Source organism: Metapseudomonas phytobenefica, assembly GCF_043392685.1.
Lineage (GTDB): Bacteria > Pseudomonadota > Gammaproteobacteria > Pseudomonadales > Pseudomonadaceae > Metapseudomonas.
Map to the genome: position 1 here is coordinate 1 of NZ_JBHZGM010000026.1, position 23,043 is coordinate 23,043.

Annotated in this window: 22 protein-coding genes; 7 read left to right on the forward strand and 15 right to left on the reverse strand. The window is 63.2% G+C overall.

Annotated elements, in window-relative coordinates:
* Window positions 1-255 (forward strand): hypothetical protein (locus tag ACFW0B_RS19050; protein WP_449150559.1); only part of this gene is annotated, 255 nt, incomplete at its 5' end.
* Window positions 256-337: 82 nt separating this feature from the next.
* Here the strand turns inward: ACFW0B_RS19050 and msrQ are convergent.
* From msrQ to ilvC, 4 genes are all read right to left on the reverse strand, one after another.
* The gene (msrQ, locus tag ACFW0B_RS19055) at window positions 338-964 is read right to left on the reverse strand and encodes a protein-methionine-sulfoxide reductase heme-binding subunit MsrQ (RefSeq protein WP_449150560.1); all 627 of its coding nucleotides are present in this window, start codon (window positions 962-964) and stop codon (window positions 338-340) included.
* On the reverse strand, window positions 964-1,968 hold the full coding sequence (gene msrP / locus ACFW0B_RS19060) for a protein-methionine-sulfoxide reductase catalytic subunit MsrP (RefSeq protein ID WP_449150561.1): 1,005 nt from the start codon (window positions 1,966-1,968) through the stop codon (window positions 964-966). Before msrP ends, msrQ begins: the two co-directional genes overlap by 1 nt.
* A 60-nt stretch (window positions 1,969-2,028) precedes the next feature.
* On the reverse strand, window positions 2,029-2,844 hold the full coding sequence (gene pssA / locus ACFW0B_RS19065; protein ID WP_449150562.1) for a CDP-diacylglycerol--serine O-phosphatidyltransferase: 816 nt from the start codon (window positions 2,842-2,844) through the stop codon (window positions 2,029-2,031).
* A gap of 143 nt (window positions 2,845-2,987) precedes the next feature.
* On the reverse strand, window positions 2,988-4,046 hold the full coding sequence (gene ilvC / locus ACFW0B_RS19070; RefSeq protein ID WP_449150563.1) for a ketol-acid reductoisomerase: 1,059 nt from the start codon (window positions 4,044-4,046) through the stop codon (window positions 2,988-2,990).
* Window positions 4,047-4,129: 83 nt separating this feature from the next.
* Between ilvC and ilvY the strand changes: the two genes are divergently transcribed.
* Window positions 4,130-5,011 (forward strand): HTH-type transcriptional activator IlvY, encoded by an 882-nt coding sequence (gene ilvY, locus ACFW0B_RS19075; RefSeq protein WP_449150564.1) that lies wholly within the window; start codon window positions 4,130-4,132, stop codon window positions 5,009-5,011.
* Window positions 5,012-5,061: 50 nt separating this feature from the next.
* Here the strand turns inward: ilvY and ilvN are convergent, their stop codons facing one another.
* The gene (ilvN, locus tag ACFW0B_RS19080) at window positions 5,062-5,553 is read right to left on the reverse strand and encodes an acetolactate synthase small subunit (protein WP_449150565.1); all 492 of its coding nucleotides are present in this window, start codon (window positions 5,551-5,553) and stop codon (window positions 5,062-5,064) included.
* Between the two features lie 2 nt (window positions 5,554-5,555).
* Complete coding sequence (locus ACFW0B_RS19085) at window positions 5,556-7,280, reverse strand: acetolactate synthase 3 large subunit (RefSeq protein WP_449150566.1); 1,725 nt, start codon at window positions 7,278-7,280, stop codon at window positions 5,556-5,558.
* A gap of 407 nt (window positions 7,281-7,687) precedes the next feature.
* Between ACFW0B_RS19085 and ACFW0B_RS19090 the strand changes: the two genes are divergently transcribed.
* On the forward strand, window positions 7,688-8,146 hold the full coding sequence (locus tag ACFW0B_RS19090; protein WP_449150567.1) for a DUF4124 domain-containing protein: 459 nt from the start codon (window positions 7,688-7,690) through the stop codon (window positions 8,144-8,146).
* 9 nt (window positions 8,147-8,155) lie between these two features.
* Here the strand turns inward: ACFW0B_RS19090 and ACFW0B_RS19095 are convergent, their stop codons facing one another.
* Genes ACFW0B_RS19095 through mrcB form a run of 3 tightly spaced genes read right to left on the reverse strand, consistent with a single transcriptional unit; the run spans window position 8,156 to window position 11,590 of the window.
* Window positions 8,156-8,485, reverse strand: coding sequence for a YqcC family protein (locus ACFW0B_RS19095; RefSeq protein ID WP_449150568.1), 330 nt, complete (start codon window positions 8,483-8,485; stop codon window positions 8,156-8,158).
* Window positions 8,485-9,255: a tetratricopeptide repeat protein gene (locus tag ACFW0B_RS19100; protein WP_449150569.1), complete on the reverse strand. Its 771-nt coding sequence runs from the start codon at window positions 9,253-9,255 to the stop codon at window positions 8,485-8,487. Before ACFW0B_RS19100 ends, ACFW0B_RS19095 begins: the two co-directional genes overlap by 1 nt.
* A gap of 16 nt (window positions 9,256-9,271) precedes the next feature.
* Window positions 9,272-11,590: a penicillin-binding protein 1B gene (gene mrcB / locus ACFW0B_RS19105; protein WP_449150570.1), complete on the reverse strand. Its 2,319-nt coding sequence runs from the start codon at window positions 11,588-11,590 to the stop codon at window positions 9,272-9,274.
* Between the two features lie 115 nt (window positions 11,591-11,705).
* Between mrcB and ACFW0B_RS19110 the strand changes: the two genes are divergently transcribed.
* The 3 genes from ACFW0B_RS19110 to ACFW0B_RS19120 all read left to right on the forward strand — a co-directional run bounded on the left by ACFW0B_RS19110 (window position 11,706) and on the right by ACFW0B_RS19120 (window position 14,730).
* Complete coding sequence (locus ACFW0B_RS19110; RefSeq protein WP_449150571.1) at window positions 11,706-13,265, forward strand: bifunctional aminoglycoside phosphotransferase/ATP-binding protein; 1,560 nt, start codon at window positions 11,706-11,708, stop codon at window positions 13,263-13,265.
* Between the two features lie 286 nt (window positions 13,266-13,551).
* Window positions 13,552-13,824, forward strand: a complete 273-nt coding sequence (locus tag ACFW0B_RS19115) for a TfoX/Sxy family protein (protein ID WP_449150572.1) — start codon at window positions 13,552-13,554, stop codon at window positions 13,822-13,824.
* A 105-nt stretch (window positions 13,825-13,929) separates the two neighbouring features.
* On the forward strand, window positions 13,930-14,730 hold the full coding sequence (locus tag ACFW0B_RS19120; protein WP_449150573.1) for a cyclic nucleotide-binding domain-containing protein: 801 nt from the start codon (window positions 13,930-13,932) through the stop codon (window positions 14,728-14,730).
* A gap of 272 nt (window positions 14,731-15,002) precedes the next feature.
* Here the strand turns inward: ACFW0B_RS19120 and ACFW0B_RS19125 are convergent, their stop codons facing one another.
* The 6 genes from ACFW0B_RS19125 to ACFW0B_RS19150 all read right to left on the reverse strand — a co-directional run bounded on the left by ACFW0B_RS19125 (window position 15,003) and on the right by ACFW0B_RS19150 (window position 20,499).
* Window positions 15,003-15,887 (reverse strand): ChaN family lipoprotein, encoded by an 885-nt coding sequence (locus tag ACFW0B_RS19125; protein ID WP_449150574.1) that lies wholly within the window; start codon window positions 15,885-15,887, stop codon window positions 15,003-15,005.
* An 18-nt stretch (window positions 15,888-15,905) separates the two neighbouring features.
* A complete protein-coding gene (locus tag ACFW0B_RS19130) occupies window positions 15,906-16,673 on the reverse strand; it encodes a heme ABC transporter ATP-binding protein (RefSeq protein ID WP_449150575.1) in 768 nt (255 codons plus the stop codon).
* Window positions 16,673-17,710 carry a FecCD family ABC transporter permease gene (locus ACFW0B_RS19135; protein WP_449150576.1) on the reverse strand — a complete coding sequence of 346 codons (1,038 nt, stop codon included), beginning with the start codon at window positions 17,708-17,710 and terminating at the stop codon, window positions 16,673-16,675. Before ACFW0B_RS19135 ends, ACFW0B_RS19130 begins: the two co-directional genes overlap by 1 nt.
* Window positions 17,707-18,606 carry a heme/hemin ABC transporter substrate-binding protein gene (locus ACFW0B_RS19140; RefSeq protein WP_449150577.1) on the reverse strand — a complete coding sequence of 300 codons (900 nt, stop codon included), beginning with the start codon at window positions 18,604-18,606 and terminating at the stop codon, window positions 17,707-17,709. Before ACFW0B_RS19140 ends, ACFW0B_RS19135 begins: the two co-directional genes overlap by 4 nt.
* Window positions 18,607-18,706: 100 nt before the next feature.
* Complete coding sequence (locus ACFW0B_RS19145) at window positions 18,707-19,771, reverse strand: hemin-degrading factor (RefSeq protein ID WP_449150578.1); 1,065 nt, start codon at window positions 19,769-19,771, stop codon at window positions 18,707-18,709.
* 17 nt (window positions 19,772-19,788) lie between these two features.
* Entirely contained in the window at window positions 19,789-20,499 is a 711-nt protein-coding gene (locus tag ACFW0B_RS19150; protein ID WP_449150579.1) for an energy transducer TonB, read from the reverse strand.
* A gap of 228 nt (window positions 20,500-20,727) precedes the next feature.
* On the opposite strand from ACFW0B_RS19150, the gene ACFW0B_RS19155 reads away from it, so the two are divergent.
* Window positions 20,728-23,025 carry a TonB-dependent hemoglobin/transferrin/lactoferrin family receptor gene (locus tag ACFW0B_RS19155; RefSeq protein ID WP_449150580.1) on the forward strand — a complete coding sequence of 766 codons (2,298 nt, stop codon included), beginning with the start codon at window positions 20,728-20,730 and terminating at the stop codon, window positions 23,023-23,025.
* Window positions 23,026-23,043: the final 18 nt, after the last annotated feature.

Genomic DNA, 23,043 nt, shown 5'->3' on the forward strand with positions numbered 1-23,043 from the left:
AAAGAGCATTTCGATCAAGCCTTTCGTCTCAACCGAGGCCGCGCATTCTACGCTAGCCGTTCTTACTGTCAAGCTCTTTTTCGAAATTTTCGTTTCTACTCAAGCGCTTGCGCTTCCGATCCGATTCACTCTTCTCGTCAGCGGGAGGCGCATTCTACAGCGTTCAAACTCGCTGTCAACACCTCCGGTTCAGCCTCATTCGCCAGCGGCGAACTTCTCGAAGCGAACCCTTCCAACACCTCACCAATAACTTAACCCATTGATCTACAAGGAGTTTTTCTTGGAGACTGCGCCGGAAGTGGGGCGCATTATAGGGACGCAGAATCTGCCGTCAACACTAAATTGAAACTTTTTTGTCATCCCGCCTGAACAGCGCAAAAACCCTGGGTAGGTAGCGCTCCACAATCGGTACTCGCAACAGCAGCAACCCAATGCCTGTGACGGCATAGCCGGACCATTCGGCCATATCCGCCCGTACCACCCAGAGCATATGCAGTAGAGCGATTGCCAGAATGGCATATACCAGCCGATGCAATCGCTTCCAGCGCTTACCCAGGCGACGGATGCTGAAGCGGTTCGAAGTTACCGCCAGGGCCAGCAACCCACAGAACCCCAAGGCGCCTACGAATATGTAGGGACGTTTGCCCAGGTCAATCAGTAACTGCTGCATGTCCAGGCCGAGCAGAAACACGGCATACCCAGTGATATGCAGCACTACGTAGGTGAAACACCACAGCCCCACTTGCCTGCGCACCGCAATCCACCCTCCCCAGCCGGTCAGCTTCTGCAGCGGCGTCATGGACAAAGTGATGAGCAGAAGCCAGAGCGCCCCCAGCCCCAGACGATCCACCAGAACCTTGCCCGGATCCGGCCCCAGGGCAAATATCCAGGCCTGATAGAGCCAGAGACCGACCGGGATCGGCGCCACAAGGAAAAAGAAGAGTCTCCAGAGCCTGAACCGCATCAGTAGTACTTCCTCAAATCCAGCCCAGCATAGAGGCCGGCCACTTCGTCATAGCCGTTGAACATACGCGTCGGCACGATATTCGGACTGAACAGGCCGCTGGGGAGGCGCCGCTCATGGGCCTGGCTCCAGCGGGGATGGTCCACCTCAGGGTTAACGTTCGAATAGAAGCCATATTCCTCAGGGGCAATGGATTGCCATGTGGTAGGCGGCTGCTCACTGACCAGACTGATTCGCACGATGGACTTGATGCTCTTGAATCCGTACTTCCAGGGCACCACCAGACGGAGCGGCGCGCCATTCTGATTCGGCAGCACGCGACCATACATACCCACAGCAAGAATCGTCAGCGGATGCATGGCCTCATCCAGCCTCAGCCCTTCCACATAAGGCCAATCGATCAGGGAGAAGCCGGACCGCACGCCAGCCATCTCCTCTGGAGCAAGGTGGGTCTCGAAGCTGACGTACCTGGCCTTGCTTGTAGGCTCGACCTGCTTGAGCAATTCAGCCAAAGGGAAGCCCAGCCAGGGAATGACCATGGACCAGGCCTCGACGCAACGCAGCCTGTAAATGCGCTCTTCCAGCCCGTGTGGCCTGACCAGATCCTCTACCGAGTAAGTACCCGGTTTAGCTACTTCTCCATCGATTCGCACAGTCCAGGGTTCGACCTGCATCTTCTCCGCATAGCGCGCCGGGTCGCTCTTATTGGTCCCGAACTCGTAGAAGTTGTTGTAGTGGGTCGCATCCCGAAATGGTGTGATCGATTCGTGCCCCGGCGTAATCGCCTGCCATCGGGTACTCGCGAGCTTCTCGCTGAACCACGCAGGCGCCGGCGCTGACTCGACATCCGGATAGGCCGACGCGTCCTGCGCACGACCCGGCATCGCCGCCATGGCCGCCAGTGCGCCGGCCGCACCGAGCAGTTGGCGACGGGAGAGGTAGATGGATTCGGGAGTGACTTCGCTCTCGCGACACGCAGAGGAAGGAGGGATCTGAATCAGCATGGCGGCTCCACAACTTGGGCAGGGATGCCCAGTAGACTGCGGAGCCGCGAGGAAATTACATCACTCGACCTGCTTGCGGCGACGCAGCTGGAGCAAGTATTGCACCGGGCCGGAAGCGGCGTAAGCCAGGAAGATCAGCAGAAGGATGCGCGGCGGGTCGCTGAACACCACGGCGAAGACCAGCACGACCGCGAGAATGGCCACGAAAGGCACACGCCCTTTCAGGTCCAGGTCCTTGAAGCTGTAGAACTTGATGTTGCTGACCATCAGCATGCCGGCCAGGGCGACGAGCAGGGCGACGATGAACGACATGTTCGAACCCTTGATGCCGAAGTCGCTGAACGCCCACACGGTACCGGCCACCACACCTGCCGCAGCTGGACTGGCGAGGCCGATGAAGTAGCGCTTGTCCACCTTGCCGATCTGGGTATTGAAACGCGCCAGACGCAGTGCCGCGCCGGCCACATAGATGAAGGCGACAGTCAGACCGACGCTGCCCAGACCACTCAAGGCCCACTCGAAGGCCAGCAACGCCGGCGCAACACCAAAGGCGACCATGTCCGACAGCGAGTCGTATTCGGCACCGAATGCGCTCTGGGTATTGGTGAGTCGCGCAACACGGCCGTCGAGGCTATCCAGCACCATGGCGACGAAAATGGTAGCGGCGGCCACCGAGAAGTTGCCGCTCATGGCGTTGACGATGGCGTAGAAACCGGCGAACAGGTTGGCAGTGGTGAAGAGATTGGGCAGCAGATAGATGCCGCGGTGGCGAACCTTGCGCCCTTCGGCATCCTGGACTTCCTCGACATGCTCGTCGATGGGCAGCAGGCTCTCGCCCTCGATGGGCTGATTCGGCTCTTCGGGACGTTCATTCATGAACAACATCCTTGCAACGAATACGGTTTGTGGTGGGCAACACGCGGGATGCAGCGCCCGGCAAACAGGCTTTATACCAGAACCCTGCCGCCATAACGAAAGAACGCGGCCGTGGCCGCGTTCTTTCTGGATCGGAAAAGACCTTAGTTCTTGGTCTTGTCGACGATCTTGTTGGCGGAGATCCACGGCATCATTGCGCGCAGACGCTCACCAACCTGCTCGATCGGATGAGCAGCGTTGTTGCGGCGGTAGGCGGTCATCGAAGCGTAGTTCGAGGCACCTTCCTGGATGAACATCTTGGCGTATTCGCCGTCCTGGATGCGCTTCAGAGCGTTGCGCATGGCCTGACGGGATTCGGCGTTGATGACCTCCGGACCGGTTACGTACTCACCGTACTCGGCGTTGTTGGAGATCGAGTAGTTCATGTTGGCGATGCCGCCTTCGTACATCAGGTCGACGATCAGCTTCAGCTCGTGCAGGCACTCGAAGTAGGCCATTTCCGGCGCGTAGCCAGCTTCGACCAGGGTTTCGAAACCGGCCTTCACCAGTTCGACGCAACCGCCGCACAGAACAGCCTGCTCACCGAACAGGTCGGTTTCAGTCTCGTCCTTGAAGGTGGTTTCGATGATGCCGGTACGGCCGCCGCCCACGCCGCAGGCGTAGGACAGGGCTACGTTCTTGGCATTGCCGGAAGCGTCCTGGTAAACGGCTACCAGGTCCGGAATACCACCGCCCTTGACGAACTCGGAACGTACGGTGTGGCCCGGGGCCTTCGGCGCGATCATGATCACGTCGAGGTCAGCGCGCGGTACGACCTGGTTGTAGTGGATGGCGAAGCCGTGGGCGAAGGCCAGGGTGGCCCCCTTCTTCAGGTTCGGCTCGACTTCTTCCTTGTACAGCTTGGACTGGAACTCGTCCGGAGTCAGGATCATTACCAGGTCAGCTGCGGCAACGGCTTCCGGCACGCTCTTGACGGTCAGGCCGTGGGCCTGGGCCTTGGCAACGGTGGCGGAGCCGGGACGCAGGCCAACGGTCACGTCCACACCGGAGTCTTTCAGGTTGCATGCGTGAGCGTGGCCCTGGGAACCGTAACCAATGATGGCAACTTTCTTGCCCTGGATGATCGAGAGGTCACAGTCTTTGTCGTAATAAACTTTCATGGTCCTGACTCTTTTATAACGAAAGGGATGGGGTGCGAGCACCGCGACAAGGGCACATTAAGCGATCTGATCCATTGCGTAAAATGATATATTCGCAACGCAACGTGCCAGTATTCGAAACGCTCATGGACAGCCACTCCCTCAAGCTATTTCTTTCCCTGGCTGACAACCTGCACTTCGGCAAAACCAGCCGCGAGCAGCATGTCAGCCCCTCCGCGCTCAGTCGCAGCATCAAGCAACTCGAGGACGAACTTGGCGCTCCTCTGTTCGTGCGCGACAGTCGCTCCGTTCAGCTGACCCGCGAGGGGAAGCAGTTCCGCGAATATGCGAGCGAGGTCCTAAGCGGCTGGCATGCCATCCGCCAACGACTCATGCAGGAGCAGATGGACCTGCACGGCGAACTCTCCCTGTACTGCTCGGTGACGGCGAGCTACAGCTTCCTCTACGACATCCTGAGCAGCTTCCGCCTGGACTACCCCCGCATTGAAATGAAGCTGCACACCGGCGACCCGGCAAAGGCCGTCGAGCGGGTGCAACAAGGACTGGAAGATCTTGCCATCGGTGCGCGCCCTGACAACCTGCCAGCCGGTGTCGAGTTCCAGTCGATTACGCGCTCAGAGCTGCGTTTCATCGGCCCGCATTTGCCTCAACTGCTGACGGAAGAACAACGACGGCAGCCCACGGCGCAGAGCTGGAAGGACGTGCCGATGATTCTCTCGGAAGAAGGCCTGGCCCGGACCCGGACCGACCGCTGGCTGAAAAGCCACGGCATCAAGCCACGCATCTATGCCCAGGTGAGCGGCAATGAGGCCATCGTCAGCATGGTGAGCCTGGGCTTCGGTATCGGCGTGGTTCCGCAGATCGTGCTCGACAACAGCCCACTGACCGCACGCATCCGCATCTACGATATCCAGCCGCCATTGGCCGCCTACGACATCGGCCTGTTCGCCTTGGAAAAACGTCTCAAGGACCCGCTGATCGCAGCCTTCTGGAATCGCCGCCAGTAAAACCCGGGCAATAAAAACCCCGCACCAGGCGGGGTTTTTCACGACAGAGATCAGATCGTCAGCACTTTGTCGCCACGGGAAATCCCGGTGACGCCACTGCGTACGGTTTCCAGGATCGAGCTGTTGCCGATGGCCTGGATGAAGCTGTCCAACTTGTCGCTGGTGCCCGCCAACTGGATCGTGTAGACGCTGGAAGTCACGTCGACGATCTGGCCGCGGAAGATGTCGGTGGTGCGCTTGACCTCGGCGCGCTGGGCGCCAGTGGCCTTCACCTTGACCAGCATCAGTTCGCGCTCGATGTGAGCACTCTCCGACAGGTTCACCAGCTTCACCACTTCGATCAGTTTGTTGAGGTTCTTGGTGATCTGCTCGATCACTTCATCGTGGCCGATGGTGGTCAGCGTCAGACGCGACAAGGTCGGGTCTTCGGTCGGGGCCACGGTCAGGCTTTCGATGTTGTAGTTGCGCTGGGAGAACAGGCCAACGACGCGGGACAGGGCGCCCGGCTCGTTTTCCAGCAACAGGGAAATGATGTGTCGCATGTTCAGGTCCGCTCCGTCTTGCTCAGCCACATGTCGCGCATGGCGCCATCCCGAATCTGCATCGGGTAGACGTGTTCGCTGGAGTCGACCTTGATATCGAGGAACACCAGACGGTTCTTCAGCGAGAACGCCTCTTCCATCTTCGCTTTCAGATCCTTCGGATCGGTCACGCGAATGCCGACGTGGCCATAGGCTTCGGCCAGCTTGACGAAATCAGGCAGCGACTCCATATAGGAGTGCGAGTAGCGGCTGTTGTACTGCATGTCCTGCCATTGGCGAACCATGCCCAGCGCACCGTTGTTCAGGTTGATGATCTTCACCGGCAGGTCGTACTGCAGGCAGGTCGACATCTCCTGGATGTTCATCTGGATGCTGCCCTCGCCGGTCACGCAGGCGACGTCGGCTTCAGGGAAGCTCAGCTTGATGCCCATGGCCGCCGGGAAGCCGAAGCCCATGGTGCCCAGGCCACCGGAGTTGATCCAGCGATTGGGCTTGTTGAAGCGGTAGTACTGCGCCGCGAACATCTGGTGCTGGCCCACGTCGGAGGTGATGTAGGCATCGCCCTTGGTCACTTCCCAGAGGGTCTCGATCACGCTCTGCGGCTTGATGATGCTGCCGTCGCCCTTGTCGTAAGGGAACAGGTCGCCACCGGCGCGCCATTCATCGATCTGCTTCCACCAGGCCGCGACGGTTTCCTTGTTCGGAGTCTCGCCGATTTCCTTGAGGATGGCGACCATCTCGGAGAGCACGCTGTCTACCGGGCCAACGATCGGGATATCGGCCTTGATGGTCTTGGAGATCGACGCGGGGTCGATGTCGATGTGGATGATCTTCGCGTTCGGGCAGAACTTGGCGGCACCGTTGATGACGCGGTCATCGAAACGCGCGCCGACGGCCAGAATCACGTCGCAATGGTGCATCGCCAGGTTGGCGGTATAGCTGCCGTGCATGCCGAGCATGCCAACGAACTGGCGATCGGTGCCCGGGAAAGCGCCAAGGCCCATCAGAGTGTTGGTCACTGGCAGGTTGAGCATCTTGGCCAGCTCGGTGAGCTGCTCGGATGCGTCGCCCATGATCACGCCACCGCCGGAGTACAGGATCGGACGCTTGGCAGCCAGCAGCATCTCGGCAGCCTTGCGGATCTGGCCGGAATGGCCGCGGACCGCGGGGCTGTAGGAGCGCAGCTTGACCTTCTTCGGGTAGCTGTATTCGAACTTCTGGGTCGGGTCGCCCATGTCCTTCGGAATGTCGACGACAACCGGGCCCGGACGGCCGGACTGGGCGATGTAGAACGCCTTCTTGATCACCTCGGGGATTTCCGAGGGATGCTTGACGATGAAGCTGTGCTTCACGATCGGACGGGAAATACCGACCATGTCGGTTTCCTGGAAGGCATCGGTGCCGACCATGTTGCTCGGCACCTGGCCGGACAGGATCACCATCGGGATGGAGTCCATGTAGGCGGTGGCGATGCCGGTAATGGCGTTGGTCGCACCCGGGCCGGAAGTCACCAGCACAACACCGGGTTTGCCGGTGGCGCGGGCGTAGCCGTCGGCCATGTGGGTAGCAGCCTGCTCATGACGGACCAGGATGTGGGTCACATCGTTTTCTTTGAACAGGGCATCGTAGATATGCAGGAGGGCACCACCCGGGTACCCATAGATGTACTTAACGCCTTCGTCACGCAGCGAGCGGACGACCATTTCAGCGCCAGATAAGAGCTCCACGTTTTTCACCTCTAGAACGCCAGATAACCGCCCGCGACCGGACGGCCTGATTAGGTTTGCCTGCAATCAGCGCATGAGCGACTGGTGGTCGCCGACTACGTCAGCTGCTGATTGAACAGGCATCGGGTCGGCCCCTGAGAGTTGTTGCGGGGCTTTCCCACCCAGCGCGAGGTAACGCGTTGCGGGTGTTACAGGTCGGCGCGGGTATGCACCTCATCGACTACTACAGCTTCCGACTTGCGGCCGGCCCACTGGAATAGCGAACCCTGGATTCTTCGGATAAGCACGAGACAAGTCAAGTAATCCGTTGCGGAATCTGCATGGATTGCTGTGACACGACGCAGGATCAAGGTCGACGGCTTTGGTTATAGTTAGCCAAGGACTCACCGCCACTTGAAGGAAACAGCATGCATCGCATGATTTTCACCGGCAGCCTGTTGCTGGCACTGGCCACATCCGCCATGGCTGGCCAAGTCTACAAATGGGTCGATGCCCAGGGCGTTACCCACTTTGGCGCGCAGCCGCCAGACGGCCAGGAAGCCACGAGCGTGAATACCTCGGTAGCGAAGCCGAGCCCCAGCCTGCCGCTTCTGGACAGCGAAATCGAACAGCAGCGGGCACGGCTACCGGCGAGCAAGCCGGTAGGCGACCAGAAGGCCATCGACGAGAAAGTGAAGGCGGAAGTTGCAACCCAGGAAGCGGAGCGCCGCAAGTATTGCGACACCGTCCGTACCAACTTGGCACAACTGAAGAACAATCCGCGGCTGCGCGCAGAAGTGAGCGGGGAAGTACGCCGCCTGACCGAAGAAGAGCGGCAATCCCGGATCAAGGATGCCGAAAAGGCGATCAGCGAGAACTGCAACTGAGGCGCTGCCTCAGTTCGCCCCGCCTATCAACCGGTCGAACGCCCCCAGGGCGTCGAGCAAAAGGCCCACTTCGCTGAGCCGCTCCCGGTAGACCTCCTCCGCCATGGCGCGGATGCCTGACGCGTGAGGCAACTCCAGGTCGTTCTCCAGGATGACCTTCATGCGCGGCAGGAAGATCCACTGCAGCCACTGTTCGAAGGCCAGGGTGTCCACGCAGAACGGCGTCTGGCTGGCCAGGGCATTGTCGCTGGGCGATACCTCGTCCCACCAGCCAAGCCTGCGCAGCTCCTGCTCGATGAGCAGGAGCTGGTCGGCGATGTTGACGCAACGCGGGTCCATTAGAGGTTGACCTTGGCTTTTTCACGAGCCAGCGCCGCGCCAGACGGATCGCCCTGGCGGTCCCGGGCACGTGCAATCAGATCCCACAGGCTGGCCTGCAAGGCCGGGCGGCCATTGGCGTAGGTCAGCGCACGACGAGCGAATTGCTCGGCCTGGGCCGCATCGCCCTGGGCCATGCGCACTTCGGCCAGGCGATAGAGCACCTGGGGTTCGCGCGGAGCGATGCGCTGGGCACGCTCCAGGCTGGCAGCCGCACCATTGAGATCACCGCCCCCCTGCTGTTGTTGGGCAGTGGTCAGCAGCGCCAGCACCGGACCATCGAGTTGTTCGTCAGCAGACAGGCCGCCCGTATTACTGGGAATCCCCGTCGGGGCGCTGGGGGCCGGAGCGCTGTAGCTCGGCACGCCATAGCTGGAATTCGGCGCACCATAGCTCGGCACGCTGGGCTCGCTCGCAGCCGGACCGCTGGTGATGGGGCCGGGGGTGATCGCACCACTGGTGATGCTGCCGCTGATGGGCGCACTAGAAGCGGGAGCCGCAATGGGGGCACCGGAACTGGCGCCGGGCACCATCACTACCACGCCGGAATCTTCGGGGAGACGGCGCGGCTCGGCGGGCGCCTGATTGTAGCCACCGCGGCTGGAACTGCCCTGCTCGAGCTCGGACAAGGGCGCGCCGGAATCGACCACGGGAATGGCGCCCCGCTGCGGGGTGGCGCAACCGGCCAGCAGGGCGGCGGCGGCAAGTGCGGGAATCCAGGCTTTACTCACGTTTCATCCTCTCGGTTCATTGCATCCACCCGCGAACCCAGTCCATCACCGAGTCCACGGGAGCTCCCAGGCCGCAAGGCGCGCCGGGGACAGGTTCGCTGCCACGAATGTAGGGCATCTGCACCGCGCCGGGGCAGCTCGGGTCGGAGCCCTGGCCGCTGTGCGGGTCGATCCACGCCTGCACCACGTTGTCCGGCATCGGCATATCCAGCGGCAGCGGGTCGGCCTTGCGCATGAAGGCGGTCCAGACCTGCAGCGCACCGGTTGCCCCGGTCAGCGGCGTCTTGCCGTTATCATCGCGCCCCAGCCAGACCACCGCCAGCAGATCCTGACTGAAGCCGGCAAACCAGCTGTCGCGCGAATCGTTGGTGGTACCGGTCTTGCCCGCCAGGGTCAGGGACGACGGCAACTGGCTATACACCGACCGCGCGGTACCTTCGCGCATCACGCGCTGCATCGCGTTCTGCACCAGATAGATGGCGCCCGGATCGAAGCGTTGCTGGATCTGGAAGGGGTAGCGCTTGAGCGGCTCCCCTTCGGCCGTCAGCACGCTGCGAATCGCCCGCAACGGCGTGTTGAATCCGCCGTTGGCCAGGGTCTGGTACATGGTCGCCACTTCCATCGGGCTCAGCGCACCGGCGCCGAGGAGCATCGAAGGATAAGCCGGCCATTCGCGGGAAACGCCCAGTCTCTCCAAGGTTTTGAGCACATTGGGCACGCCCAGTTCCAGACCGAGCTTGGCAGTCGACAGGTTGTAGGAATTCGCCAGCCCTTGGTACAGGTAGATGGTGCCGTGGGCGCGGCGATCGTAGTTCTGCGGGCGCCATACCTGACCGTCCTGCCCTTTCACCGAGAAGGGTTCGTCCGCGACCCAGCTGGTCAGGGTGTACTGGCTCGGGCGTTCCAGGGCGGTGAGATAGACGGCCGGTTTTATCAGAGAACCGATGGGGCGAACGGCGTCCACCGCACGGTTGAAGCCGGCGAAGCGTGGCTGGCGGCTGCCGATCAGCGCCTGGATTTCGCCGGTTTCCGGATTGCTCACGACCATGGCCGATTCCACCTGGTCGACTCCCTTGCGCCCTTCCAGGCGTTTCAGGGTTTCGTTCAGCGCGGTCTCTGCCTTGGACTGCAGGATCGGATCGAAGCTGGTGAAGATGCGCAGGCCTTCCTCGGTGAGGTCTTCCTCGCGATAGTCCTGGCGCAACTGGCGTTTGACCAGATCGAGGAACGCCGGGTAGGAGCTATCGGCCAGGCTGCCGCGCTTGGTCACACCGAGTGGTTTCTGCTTGGCGGCAGCGGCTTCCTCGGGGGTGATCACGTGTTGCTCGGCGAGCAGGTCGATCACCAGGTTGCGGCGCTCCAGCGCCCGCTCGGGGTAACGACGCGGGTTGTAGTAGGACGGGCCCTTGACCATCCCCACCAGCAGGGCGATCTGATGCACCTTCAGCTCGGCCAGCGGCTGGCTGAAGAAGTACTGGCTGGCCAGGCCGAAGCCGTGAATGGCGCGCTGGCCGTCCTGGCCCAGGAACACCTCGTTGAGGTAGGCCTCGAGGATTTCACGCTTGTCGTAATGCAGCTCCAGCAGTACCGCCATCATGGCTTCGGTGGCCTTGCGGGAGAGGCTGCGTTCGCTGGTCAGGTAGAAGTTCTTCACCAGCTGCTGGGTCAGCGTACTGCCGCCCTGGCGCAGTTCACCGGCGGTGGCGTTGACCCAGAACGCGCGGGCGATGGACTTGAGGGACACGCCATGGTGATTGAAGAACTCGCGGTCTTCGGTTGCCACCAGGGTTTCCACCAGGTAGGCCGGCACCTGGTCCAGTTTGATCAGCACGCGGTCTTCATGGTGGGCGGGATAGAGGCCACCAATCAGCAGCGGTTCGAGGCGCGCGACCGCCAGGTCGGCGCCGCTGGCCTGGCTCAGGCCGGCCACGAAGTCGCCGGAGAAGCGCACGCGCACGCGCTGGGCCGGCTCGGCGCCCTCATAGAACTGGAAGCCACGGGTATTCAGCTCGACGGTATTACCCGAAACCGAAGCGGCGCCCGGACCGTTGGACAGGCTTTCGCGGCGATAGCCAAGGGCGTCCAGTTCCTTCAGGAAGTCGTCCTTGGACAGCTTCAGGCCGACGAACAGCTCCAGCGGCCGCGCGTAGACCTTGGCCGGCACCGTCCAGCGCTTGCCGGAGAATTTCTCCTGCACCACGGCGTCGAGATAGATGGCGAAACCGGCCAGAATCACCAGGCCTACCAGGCCCAGTTTGAATGCCCAGCCCAACCAGGGGCGAAGGCTGCTGGAACGGCGTTTTGAGCGAGATTTGGGAGAGCGAGGACGTGTCATGGCGGCGCATTATACGCACTTTATCCACAGCCAACAGGCACGCCCTGACGGTATGCAGGCCGTCGCACAGAGGCGATAATGCGGGGCTTCCACAGCTACCGAACAAGGAACGCCCGTGAGCCAGTCCCTGATAGCCGCCCTGCAGAATCCCGCCCTCTATCCTCATCCGGTGGACGGGTTTCTGGTGATCGAGACGCACATCTCTTGGGTGCTGCTGACCGGCAGCTACGTATATAAAGTGAAGAAGCCGGTGAACTTCGGCTTCCTCGATTTCACCAGACTCGAAGATCGCAAGCATTTCTGCGAAGAGGAACTGCGCCTCAATCAGCGCCTGACCCGCGACCTCTACCTGGAAGTCCTGCCGATCACCGGCAGCGCCGAGGCCCCGCAGATCGGCGGCGATGGCCCGGCCATCGAGTACGTGCTGAAGATGCGCCAGTTCCCCCAGGAAAACCTGCTCAGCTCCATGCAGGCCCGCGGCGAACTGACCCCCACCCATATCGACGCCCTCGCCAGGCAGATCGCCAGCTTCCACCTGGCCGCCCCGAAAGTGGCCGTCGAGCACCCGCTGGGTACTCCGGATGCGGTGATGATGCCGGTTCGCCAGAACTTCGAGCAGATCCGCCCGCTGCTGAGCGACAAGGCCGACCTGCAGCAACTGGAGGCCCTGGAAGCCTGGGCCGAGAGCAGCCACGAGCGACTCAAGCCGCTGCTGGCGCGACGCAAGCAGGAAGGCTTCATCCGCGAATGCCACGGTGACATCCACCTGGGCAACGCCACGCTGATCGACGGCGAGGTGGTGATCTTCGACTGCATCGAATTCAACGAGCCCTTCCGCTTCACCGACGTCTACGCCGATACCGCCTTCATCGCCATGGACCTGGAAGATCGCGGTCTCAAGTCCCTCTCCCGCCGTCTGGTCAGCCAGTACCTGGAGCACACCGGCGATTACGAGGGCCTGGAGCTGCTCAACTTCTACAAGGCCTATCGCGCCCTGGTCCGAGCCAAGATTGCGCTGTTCAGCCTGGCCCACCAGCCCGACGCGGTACAGAAGGCCGCCACGCTTCGCCAGTACCGCAACTACGCTGGCCTGGCAGAAAGCTACAGCGCCATCCCCTCGCCGTTTCTGGCCATTACCAGCGGCGTGTCCGCCTCGGGCAAGAGCCACGTAGCGCTGCGCCTGGTGGAAGCCCTCGGCGCCATCCGCCTGCGCTCGGACGTCGAACGCAAACGCCTGTTCGGTGAACAGCAGCAGGGCAGCGAAGGTCTGCAGGCCGGCATCTATAGCGCCGATGCCAGTTCCGCCACCTACAAGCACCTCAACCAGCTGGCGCGTGTTGCCCTGCACGCCGGCTTCCCCGTGGTCATCGACGCGACCTTCCTCAAGCAGGAGCAACGCAAGGCCGCACGCAAGGTTGCCGAGGAAACCGGCACGCCGTTCCTGATCCTCGACTGCCATGCACCGGAGGCGGTGATCGAGTCCTGGCTGGCCCAGCGCCAGGCCGAAGGCAGCGACCCGTCCGACGCCACCATGGAGGTGGTGCGCGCGCAACTGGCCAGCCGCGAACCCCTGGATGCGAACGAGCAGGCGCAAAGCAAGCGCATCGACACCGATCAGGCCGCCAGCCTCGACGGCCTGGTGGAACTCATCCGCCAGCATCTGCCGGGCGTCTGACCCTCCCCCACCGCGCCGGGCAACATCCGGCGCGGCTTCTATACTGCCGGCTGAGTCGCCCTCAGTCGCGCAGCAGGATCATTTCCCCCAATAACCGGCGCCCCCCCGTCGGTCGTTGGTACCTCCGCCCGAAAGAAGCGAACCGCCCTATCGTCAGCAGTGATCGTTATCCGTGCGGGAAGCGCACGAGGATTGAGCGATAGCACAAGGCCACGCGTCACGAATGGCCGCTACACTTATTCACAGTCCTGTCCCTCTCGCGCCCAATCCATCGCAAGGAGGCTCGATGAACGACGAACTGCAACACATGAAGAACCTGGGCAAGACTTCAGCACAATGGCTGCACGCCGTCGGCATCCACAGTGCATCCGACCTGCGCCGGCTGGGTGCCGTCGGCGCCTACAAGGCTGTTCGGGCCAGGGGCTTCAGGGCCTCGAAAGTGCTGCTCTATGCCATCGAGGGTGCCCTTCTGGACATCCACTGGAATGACCTGCCTCCCGGCCACAAGGCAGAGTTGAATCATCAACTGGACGCACCAGGCGCTCACAACAAGAGCTAGCTCACAACCTCCGCCGAGAGAGATTTACGAGCCAGGCGAAGGTCCCTATTGTTTCAGGGACCTTCGTGTGCGACGCCATTCCAGTCAGTTCAAGGAATTTCTGCCATGTACCTACTCGGGGAGCAACCGGCCTACGCCGACCAGCTGATCAACAGACTGCAAAGCATCCCCGGGCAGTTGCTCGAAGGGCTGGAACCGAGCGGCCCCGCGCTGCGACTGGAGCAGGTCGAAGACCTGGCACCGAAGCTGCCGGGCAACCAGTTGTTCCTGATCGAGAATGGCCTGATCCACGCGATCGTCGATGAACGTCCCCTTTTCTATCTGCAGGAAGGCGACTTGATGGGGCTGCGCCAGGGCATCGACCTGCCCACCTGCCGCTATAGCAGCGACGAACCCATCAGCCTGCTGCCGTTCAGCCGCACTGAAGTGTTCAAGCACATCTACAGCCACGAGAAACGCCAGGAGCTGTTCATCCAGTACCTGGTGGGCCAAACCGCCCTGCTGTCGGACGCCGTGGCCCGACTGAAACAGCCTGACGTTCGCCCCTCTACCGGTTTCCAGCACTTCTCCGCTGGCGAAGAGCTGATTCACCAGGGCGACGAAGCCAACCACGTGTTCATCATCATCGAAGGCCACGCCGAGGCGTACGTCGATGGTCAGAAGGTCGGCGACGTGCAGAAGGACGAGATCTTCGGTGCCATGGCGGTGTTCACCCGTGAGCGACGCAGCGCCACGGTGATTGCCAGCGAGGCCTGCACTGTGATGGTGATCCCCAAGGAGCAGTTCCTCAGCCTGATGCAGAGCAACCCGCGCATCGCCCACAGTCTCATCGAGAGCATGGCGCGCCGCATCGACCTGTTGAACAAGGAAGTCACCCAGCTGCGCCTGTCGCCCGAGCGGGCCTGACCCCAATACCTGACCTGATAAACGAAACCCCGGCGCCAGGCCGGGGTTTCTGCTTTCAGGGTATCGAGTTACAGGAGGAGAAAATCTCCGAATCGGCGCTTGACTCGCAAATGATAATTGTTATTATTAACGCAACTGGTCGCGAGATCAGTCGGTAAGCTGGGAGACCAAGCAGTCGGACTCTTCAGGTTATCTCCTCATCAGGCTAATCACGGTTTTCGACCCGGCAAAATGCCGGGTCTTTTTTTGCCCGCGATTTCTCCTCCAGCACCTCAACGCGACGGCGCCATCTGCTTGAGCATGTCGGCGCAGTGATCGATGGGCGGAAGCGCCGCGGTGTACCAGACGAAGTCGGCCATGCCCCGCGCCACCGGCTTGCCCACCTCTGACAGGATCAGCACTGCGCTGCCATCAGGCTGGCCCAGGTCCGCCAGATGCAGGGGCACGCCCAGGTCGCGACGCACATGGAAGGCCCCGGCGAACAGCATGGCCGGGGCGGGAGCCGCCAGCAGCCGCTCGGCCATGCGCCGATCACGCTGCTGCTGCACCGCCAGCATCGCCGGCATCTGGGAGTCCGGCAGCATGCCGCAGTGGGACTCGCGAATCTGCTCCAGCAACGGTTCGCGTACCGCATCGGCGGTGGAGCGCTTGCCCTGCAACTGCGGACGCTCCTGGTAGATGCGCTTGATCTCGCTGCGGTCGAGGTTGGCAGCCAGCATTGGGTACGGCTGCAGCAGCGCATGACGGACGATCGGGCCGTACAGGTCCCAATCCCAGCTCTTCTGCCAGGCCAGCGCCTGTGGCAGGTCAGCCAGCAGCGGTGCCTGGTGCACGGTATCCACCCCGGCCTGTTGCTCGGGATCGAGCATTTCCAGCAACAGGCTGCCCTGGTCACGACGGGACTCCAGCGCCTGCAGCAACCACAGCTGCAAGGCATGGTGATCCGGATTGTCGTGCTGCTCGCCGACCAGCACCCGCGGCTGGACGGCGAGCCGGTCGACCAGTTGTTCCGGCGTCAGTCGTTCACCGCTGCGCAGGTCACGGATCACGCCCAGATCCGCGCTATCGCGGCCTTCGGGGCTCTGCCAGGCAGGTAGCGGCGGTAGGCTCTGACAAGCGGCCAGCAAGCCGCAGATGAAAAGCAGGAAAACGCGCATGAAGGTTCCTTGTTCTATTCAGCGAGCGACGATCAGGGGATGTCCCCGCTCCGGGTGGCGCTGCACCAGCACCTCCAGGCCGAAAACGTCCTTGAGCGGTTCAGCCTGGAGCACCTGCTCCGGCGCCCCCAACAGATGTGGCCGGCCATCGGCGAGCAACAGCAAGCGGTCGCAATAACGCGCCGCCAGGTTCAGGTCATGGAGGATCACCAGCACCGCCACGCCGCGATCGGCGAAAGCACGCACGGCTTGCAGGGTGGTGTGCTGGTGCAATGGATCGAGCGCCGAGGTGGGCTCGTCCAGCAGCAGTATCTGCCCGGCGTCGCCCGGCCAGAGCTGCGCCAGCACCCGTGCCAGGTGCACCCGCTGGCGCTCGCCACCGGAGAGCGCCAGGTAGCTGCGGCCCGTCAGGTGACTGGCATCCGCCGCCTGAAGGGCCTCGGCGACCACCTCGGCGTCCCGCTCCCGGCCGGTATCGTGAGGCAGACGCCCCATGGCCACGACCTCTTCGACGCGGAACGCGAAGTTCAGCGTGGAGCCTTGCGGCAGTACCGCCATGCGCCGCGCGCGCTGCGGACCGCTCCAGTCGGCCAGCGCCCGTCTATCCAGGCTGACCTGCCCGGCCGCCGCCGCCACCTCGCCGCAAAGGGCACCGAGCAGCGTGCTCTTGCCGGCGCCATTGGGTCCGAGCACACCCAGCACTTCTCCGGGCTGCAGCTCCAGGTCGACGCCCGCGAGTACCCGCTTGCCGCCCCGCAGCACGTCCAGTCGTTCCGCGCGCAGCATCAGGGGCGACCTCGCACCAGCAGATAAAGGAAGAACGGCGCACCGATCAGCGCGGTGACGATACCGATGGGCAGCTCGGCGGGCGCCAGCACCAGGCGCGCCGCCAGATCCGCCAACAGCATCAGGCTGGCTCCGGCCAGGGCCGACGCCGGCAGCAGGACCCGGTGATCCGGCCCGGCGACCAGACGAACCAGGTGCGGTACCACCAGGCCGATGAAACCGATCAACCCGGCCGCCGCCACCGCCGCGCCCACGCCGAGCGCCGTGCAGAACACCAGTTCGCGCTTCAGACGCTCCACATCAAAGCCCAGGTGACGGGCTTCGGATTCGCCCAGCAGCAAGGCATTCAGCGCCCTGGCGCGACGCGGCAACCAGAAGAACACGAACAGCGTGACGATCAGGAGCGGCCAGAGCCGCGAATAGCTCGCGCCATTGAGGCTGCCCATGTTCCAGAAGGTCAGGCTGCGCAGGGTGGCGTCGTCGGCAAGGTAGGTGAACAGGCCAATCACCGCGCCGGCCAGCGCAGTCAGGGCAATACCGGCAAGCAGCATGGTGGCCACGCTGGTCTGGCCGTCGCGACGGCCGAGACGATAGACCAGCAAGGTCACCCCCAAGCCGCCGGCGAAGGCGCAGACGGACAACAGGTAGGGCGCGAACGCATCCGGTAGCCCGCCCAGTGCGGCTCCACCGACGATGGCCGCGGCACCGCCCAGGGCTGCGCCGCTGGACACTCCCACCAGGCCCGGGTCGGCCAGGGGGTTGCGGAACAGGCCCTGCATGGCGACGCCGGACAGCGCCAACACCGCTCCCACCGCCAGCCCGAGCAAGGTGCGCGGCAGGCGGATCTGCCCGAGGATCAGCTCGGCCTGTTCCAGTCCCTCCCCGGAAAACGGCAGACCTGCCAGTCGCATCGCTGCGCGCAGGGTCTCGCCCAGCGGCAGGCTCACCGGCCCCAGCGCCAGGGACAGCCAAAGCGCAAGTAGTAGAAGGACACCCAGGAAGACGAACAATGGGCGCGAATGAAGGGAAGCGGTCATGGCTGGCTCAGGGCTTTCTCTATCAGGGCCGGTGCCGAAGGATAGAGGCTGGCGGACAGCTCGGCCATGCCATCAGGCACACGCGGCCCCAGCCCGCCCACCAGCAGGGTCGGGTCCAGGCTGATCAATCGCTCCTCGCGGGCGGCACGAGTAACAGCCAGGGCCGGGTTCTGCCTGAGCAGCGCCTCACGCGCGGCATCACCCTCCAATCGGCGATCGGCAATGACCACCACATCGGGGTCGAGCGCCGCCAGCGCTTCATTGGAAATAGCCTTGTAACCCTGGTGATCGGTCAGGTTATGCCCGCCGGCACGCTCGATCAGCCAGGCAGCGGCCGTGTCCTTGCCAGCCGCCAGCGGACTGCTGCCGGAGTGGCCGAGCAGGAACAGCACCCTGGGAGTCTTCAGCGCCTGCTGCACCTTCGCCACCCACTCGGCCTGGCGCTCCAAGCGCTGCCCATAGTCGGCGAAGGCCTGGTCGGCACGCGCCTCGGCACCGAGCAAGGTGCCGATCAGCTTGAGGTTCTTTTCCAGGGTGGGCAGGTCAGGGGCGGAAGACAGGCGCTCGATCCGCACCCCGGCCGCTCCGATCTGCGCCAGCACCGACGGCGGCCCAATTTCCTCGGTCCCGACCAGGATGTCCGGACGCAGCGAGAGAATGCCTTCCGCCGCCAGCTGCCGCTGATAGCCGATGCTGGGCAGGGCCTTCAATGATTCGGGGTGCTGGCTGGTGGTATCCACGCCCACCAGCTTGTCCTGTCCGCCCAGGGCGACCACCCACTCACTGACCGAACCGCCGGCGCTGACCCAGCGCTGGGGCAGCTCTTGCGCCATAGCCGCCTGGTGGAAGAACAGAATGCCGACACAGAGGCTGGCCAGCCTGATCACTGAATGCATCGAAAACAACTCCATCGCTGAATGCGGGAAAAGCCAGCACCCTGTGCTAATAGGGCGCTGGCCTGGATAGGGACGTGAATGGTCCCTTGACAGCTCGAGCTCAGAGCGCCGGCGCACTTTCCGCAAGGGCCCGCCAGTCTTCGCGCTCAGGAATACCGGGCTTGCGGGCGCCGAACAATTGCACGACGAGCTGACCCTGCGCATCGAAGGCTTCCAAGCTGGTGATCACGCCATCGGTGCTGGGCTTGCGAACGCGCCACAGCTCGGTCACACCGGCGGTTTGCAGGTGCAGGTTGAACTCCGGGTCCAGCACGTTGAACCAGGTGTCCAGCCACTTCGGGTTGCTGACGGTACCGCTGTGGATCTGGATGCAATGACGGTTGCCAACGAACACCATGATCGGCACCTCGTGCGCGCCGGCCTTTTCCATCAGGCGTGGCAGCTCGGCGGTATCCAGCTTCTCGGCCCACTGGCTGCCGGCCAGGCGCAGCGCCTGGATGCGCTCGGCACCGTGCCTCTTCAACAGGGCGAAGAAGTGGTGGGTGTCCTTCAGCGTTGCCCAGCCCTGACGCAGGGAATCGACATTGATTTCCGCATCGGGCCGAGCCTGGACGGGTTCCGGCTGCGGCCGCAGATCGAGTTCGTCGCTCTGCTCCACGGTACGGAAGCGCTCCACCAGGGGGTCCCAGGCACTGAGCTCGCTGTCTTCGGTCAGGAACACCTTGTGCACCGCCATGCCCTGCTGGTCGAAGATCTGGATGCTGCGCTGGATACCGCGCGGGGTTTCCTCGGCCACGGCGAATACGCTGGCCCAGCCGCCCATGAACAGGCGCAGGTCAATATCGGCGGACACCACCAGGCCCATCTGGCCGTTGGCGGCCACGGAAACCTCCCGGTAATAGCCCTTGCGCTCGTGCACGCAATGTTCGTTGCGGGTCAGCGCCATGATGTAACCCAGTTCGCCCAGAGCAGGCAGCAGGCTGGCCCAGTCCGGACGCAGGCGCACGGTATCAACACCCAGGCGGCTGGCGGTCAGCTCGGCTTCACTGACGGACAGGCGCTGGGCGGCATCCCGCGCGCGCAGGCGCGGCTGCTCGGAAAGCAAGGCCTGCCAGGCCTGGTAGAGCGGTGAAACCGGGCTGGGGGTCGAAGATTGCAGGCTCATCTGAAGCTCCTTGTGATTCAGCGACTCGCCGAAAGGGCGAACTCAATGGGGATGTGCACGCGGCTAGGCACAGGCAGGCCGTTGCGGGTTTCCGGGCGGAAGCGCCAGTTGGCGACCGCATCCATGGCCGATCTATCGAGGCTTTCCACGCCAGAGGAACGAAGCAGCCTCAGCTCTCGCAGTTGGCCATCGGCATCCAGCCGCACCTCCACCAGGACGAGGCCCTGCTGGTTGCGACGGCGCGCCTGGGCCGGATAGAGGGGAGGTTTTGGCGGCGTGAGGAATTCGGGCTCACGACTGAAGACTTCCATGTCCACCGCCCTGCTCGCCGGCGTACTGGCGAACGCCGGAGATTCGCGCTGGTTGGGGACTGCGTCGGCGGCGACCGCTGGCAACGCACCTGCTGATTCGCTGGTGCCGGGCTCGACGGGCGCTGCCTTGGCCACGGGACGGACAGGCACGGCCTTCGGTTTGCCCGCCACAGCAGGCCTGGACTCGGGGCGTGGCGCCTTCACCGGTTGCACCGGTCTGGCGATAGGCAACGCGCGCGCCACAGGTTTCGCCGCCGCCAGCGGGGCGGGCGCCGATTCCGGGCTCACCAGTTGGATCAGCATCGCCTCGGGAGCCCCCACGGCCACACCCGGCGCTTCTCTGAGGCCATGCAACAGCCAACCTGCAGCGAGGTGCAGGGACAGGGCAAGAGCGAAGCAGGGCAGCAAGCGCGGCATCGAGACTGGATCAATAGATAAAGACAATTCATTTGATTATCATTTGCATTTGACTGTCAACGTCATTATGGTCTTGCGCCGATATCAACCTGCGATCACCAGCACGACCTGACGAAAAAGGCCCCGGAAAAAGCGGACATATCGCTGGAAACGGATGCCAGGAAGCCGGAAAGTCTCCGGCGACACCATGTCGGCTGCTGGTACGCCCTTGTTACCGGGAGACTCTCCATGGCGCTGCGTCCGCCCTTTGCCCGTCGATCCGGGCTTGCCCTGCTGTTGCTCTGCCCTTCCCTCGCACTGGCCGCCGAAAGGACGGCAACCCAGTTCGACACCATGACGGTGACCGCCACCCGCAGCGAGCAGCGCCTCGACGAGGTGCCGAACACGGTGACCGCGCAGACCGAGCGCGATATCGATCAGAAGAACGTGAACAACATCCGCGACCTGGTGCGCTATGAGCCGGGCGTCTCGGTGAGCGGCACCGGCAGCCGCTTCGGCCTCTCCGGCTTCACCATCCGTGGCATCGGTGGCAACCGGGTACTGACCCAGGTGGACGGTGTGTCCGTTCCGGACGCCTTCAACTTCGGCCCGTTCCTCAACGCCCAGCGCAATTACATCGACCCGGACATCGTCAAACAGGTGGAAATCATCCGCGGCCCGGCTTCCTCGCTGTACGGCAGCGACGCCATCGGTGGCGCGGTGAGCTTCCTGACCAAGGATGCCGCCGACTACCTGGATGAAGATGACGACGCCTACGCCCGCCTCAAGACCGGCTACAGCAGTGCCGACAACAGCTGGCTGCGCAGCGCGACCTTCGCCGCCCGCCAGGGCTCGCTGGACGGCGTGCTCCACCTCGGCCGCCGCAGCGGCGACGAAACTGAAACCTTCGGCGGCCGTGGCGGCCTGGGCAATGCCCGCGAGGAAGCCAACCCGCAAGACTTCACCACCGACAACCTGCTGGCCAAGCTCGGCTGGAACTACGCCGGCAACGACCGCCTGCAACTGACCTACGAGCGCTTCCAGGACGACGTCGATACCCGCGTGCTGAGCGAAGCCTCCAACCTGAACTCCACTTCCCTTGGCGGCGGCATGTTCAGCAATGCCCTGATCGCCGCCAGCAACGCCAGGGACAGCACCGATCGCGAACGCATCAGCCTGGAGCACCAGCTGGAATTGAACACGGCCTTTGCCGATCAGCTGAAATGGCAGCTCAACCACCAGAACAGCCAGATTCGCCAGCAGACCGATCAGAACCGCTACAGCTGGATGGCCTTCAACCGCAACCCGGTGCCGCCGGCCTCGGCCTTCGAGCGCCTGCGCACCCGCGACTCGGTCTACGAAGAGAAGCTCTGGTCGTTCAATAGCCAGCTGGACAAGCACTTCGCCCTGGGCGATACCCGGCACCACCTGATTTACGGCGTCGACCTCAAGCGCCTGGAGAGCAGCGACCTGCGCAAGGGCAACGAGATTCGCGTCAGCACCGGGCAACCCCTGCCGCCGGCATTCGGCGCGGAAACCTTCCCGCTGAGCGACTTCCCCGATCCGGTCACCCACGAGTACGCCCTGTTCGCCCAGGACAGCATCGAGTTCGGCCGCTGGACCCTACTGCCCGGCTTGCGCTACGACCACTACGAACTCAGGCCCGACGTGACGCCGGAATACCTGAACAGCAACCCGGTGGACCGCAACCCGTCTAATTTCAGCGATCACCATCTGTCGCCGAAGCTCGGCATCACCTATCGCCTGGACGACGCCCACAGCCTCTACGGCCAGTACGCCGCCGGTTTCAAGGCGCCACAGCCGGTGGATATCTTCGGTGAGTTCGTCAATGCCGGCATGGGCTATCAGAACATCTCCAACACCCGCCTGAAGCCGGAAACCAGCGACAGCTACGAAATCGGCCTGCGCGGCAAATACGACACCGGCAGCTTCGGCGTGGCGCTGTTCTACAACCGCTATGAAGACTTCATCGAGCAGGTGACCGTCGCCGATCCGACCGGCGGCAACCTGCTCACCTTCCAGTCGCAGAACCTGAACAAGGTGACCATCCGCGGCGCCGAGGCGCGAGGCGAACTCTTCCTCGACAGCTTCGGCCTGCCGACCGGCACCCGCCTGCTCGGCACGATCGCCTATGCCCGTGGCAAAAACGAGGAAACCGGGGCATCGATCAACAGCATCGATCCGCTCAAGGCGGTGATCGGCCTCGGCTACGCGGAACCCTCCGGCAAGTTCGGCGGCGAACTGGCCTGGACCCTGGTCAAGGCCAAGGACCGCATCGACCAGTCGAACAACGCCAGCCTGCGCATCACTGAGCAGTTCGCCACGCCGGGTTACGGCACCCTCGACCTGAACACCTGGTGGCAGGTCACTGAAGCGCTCTCGGTAAACGCCGGCCTGTTCAACCTGACCGACAAGAAGTACTGGCAGTGGGGCGACGTCCAGGGCCTGGACGCCAGCAGCCGCAGCCTGGGCCGCTACACCCAGCCGGGCCGCAATGCCTCGGTCAACCTGGTCTGGGAGATCTGACGCCTTTCAACTTTCAGC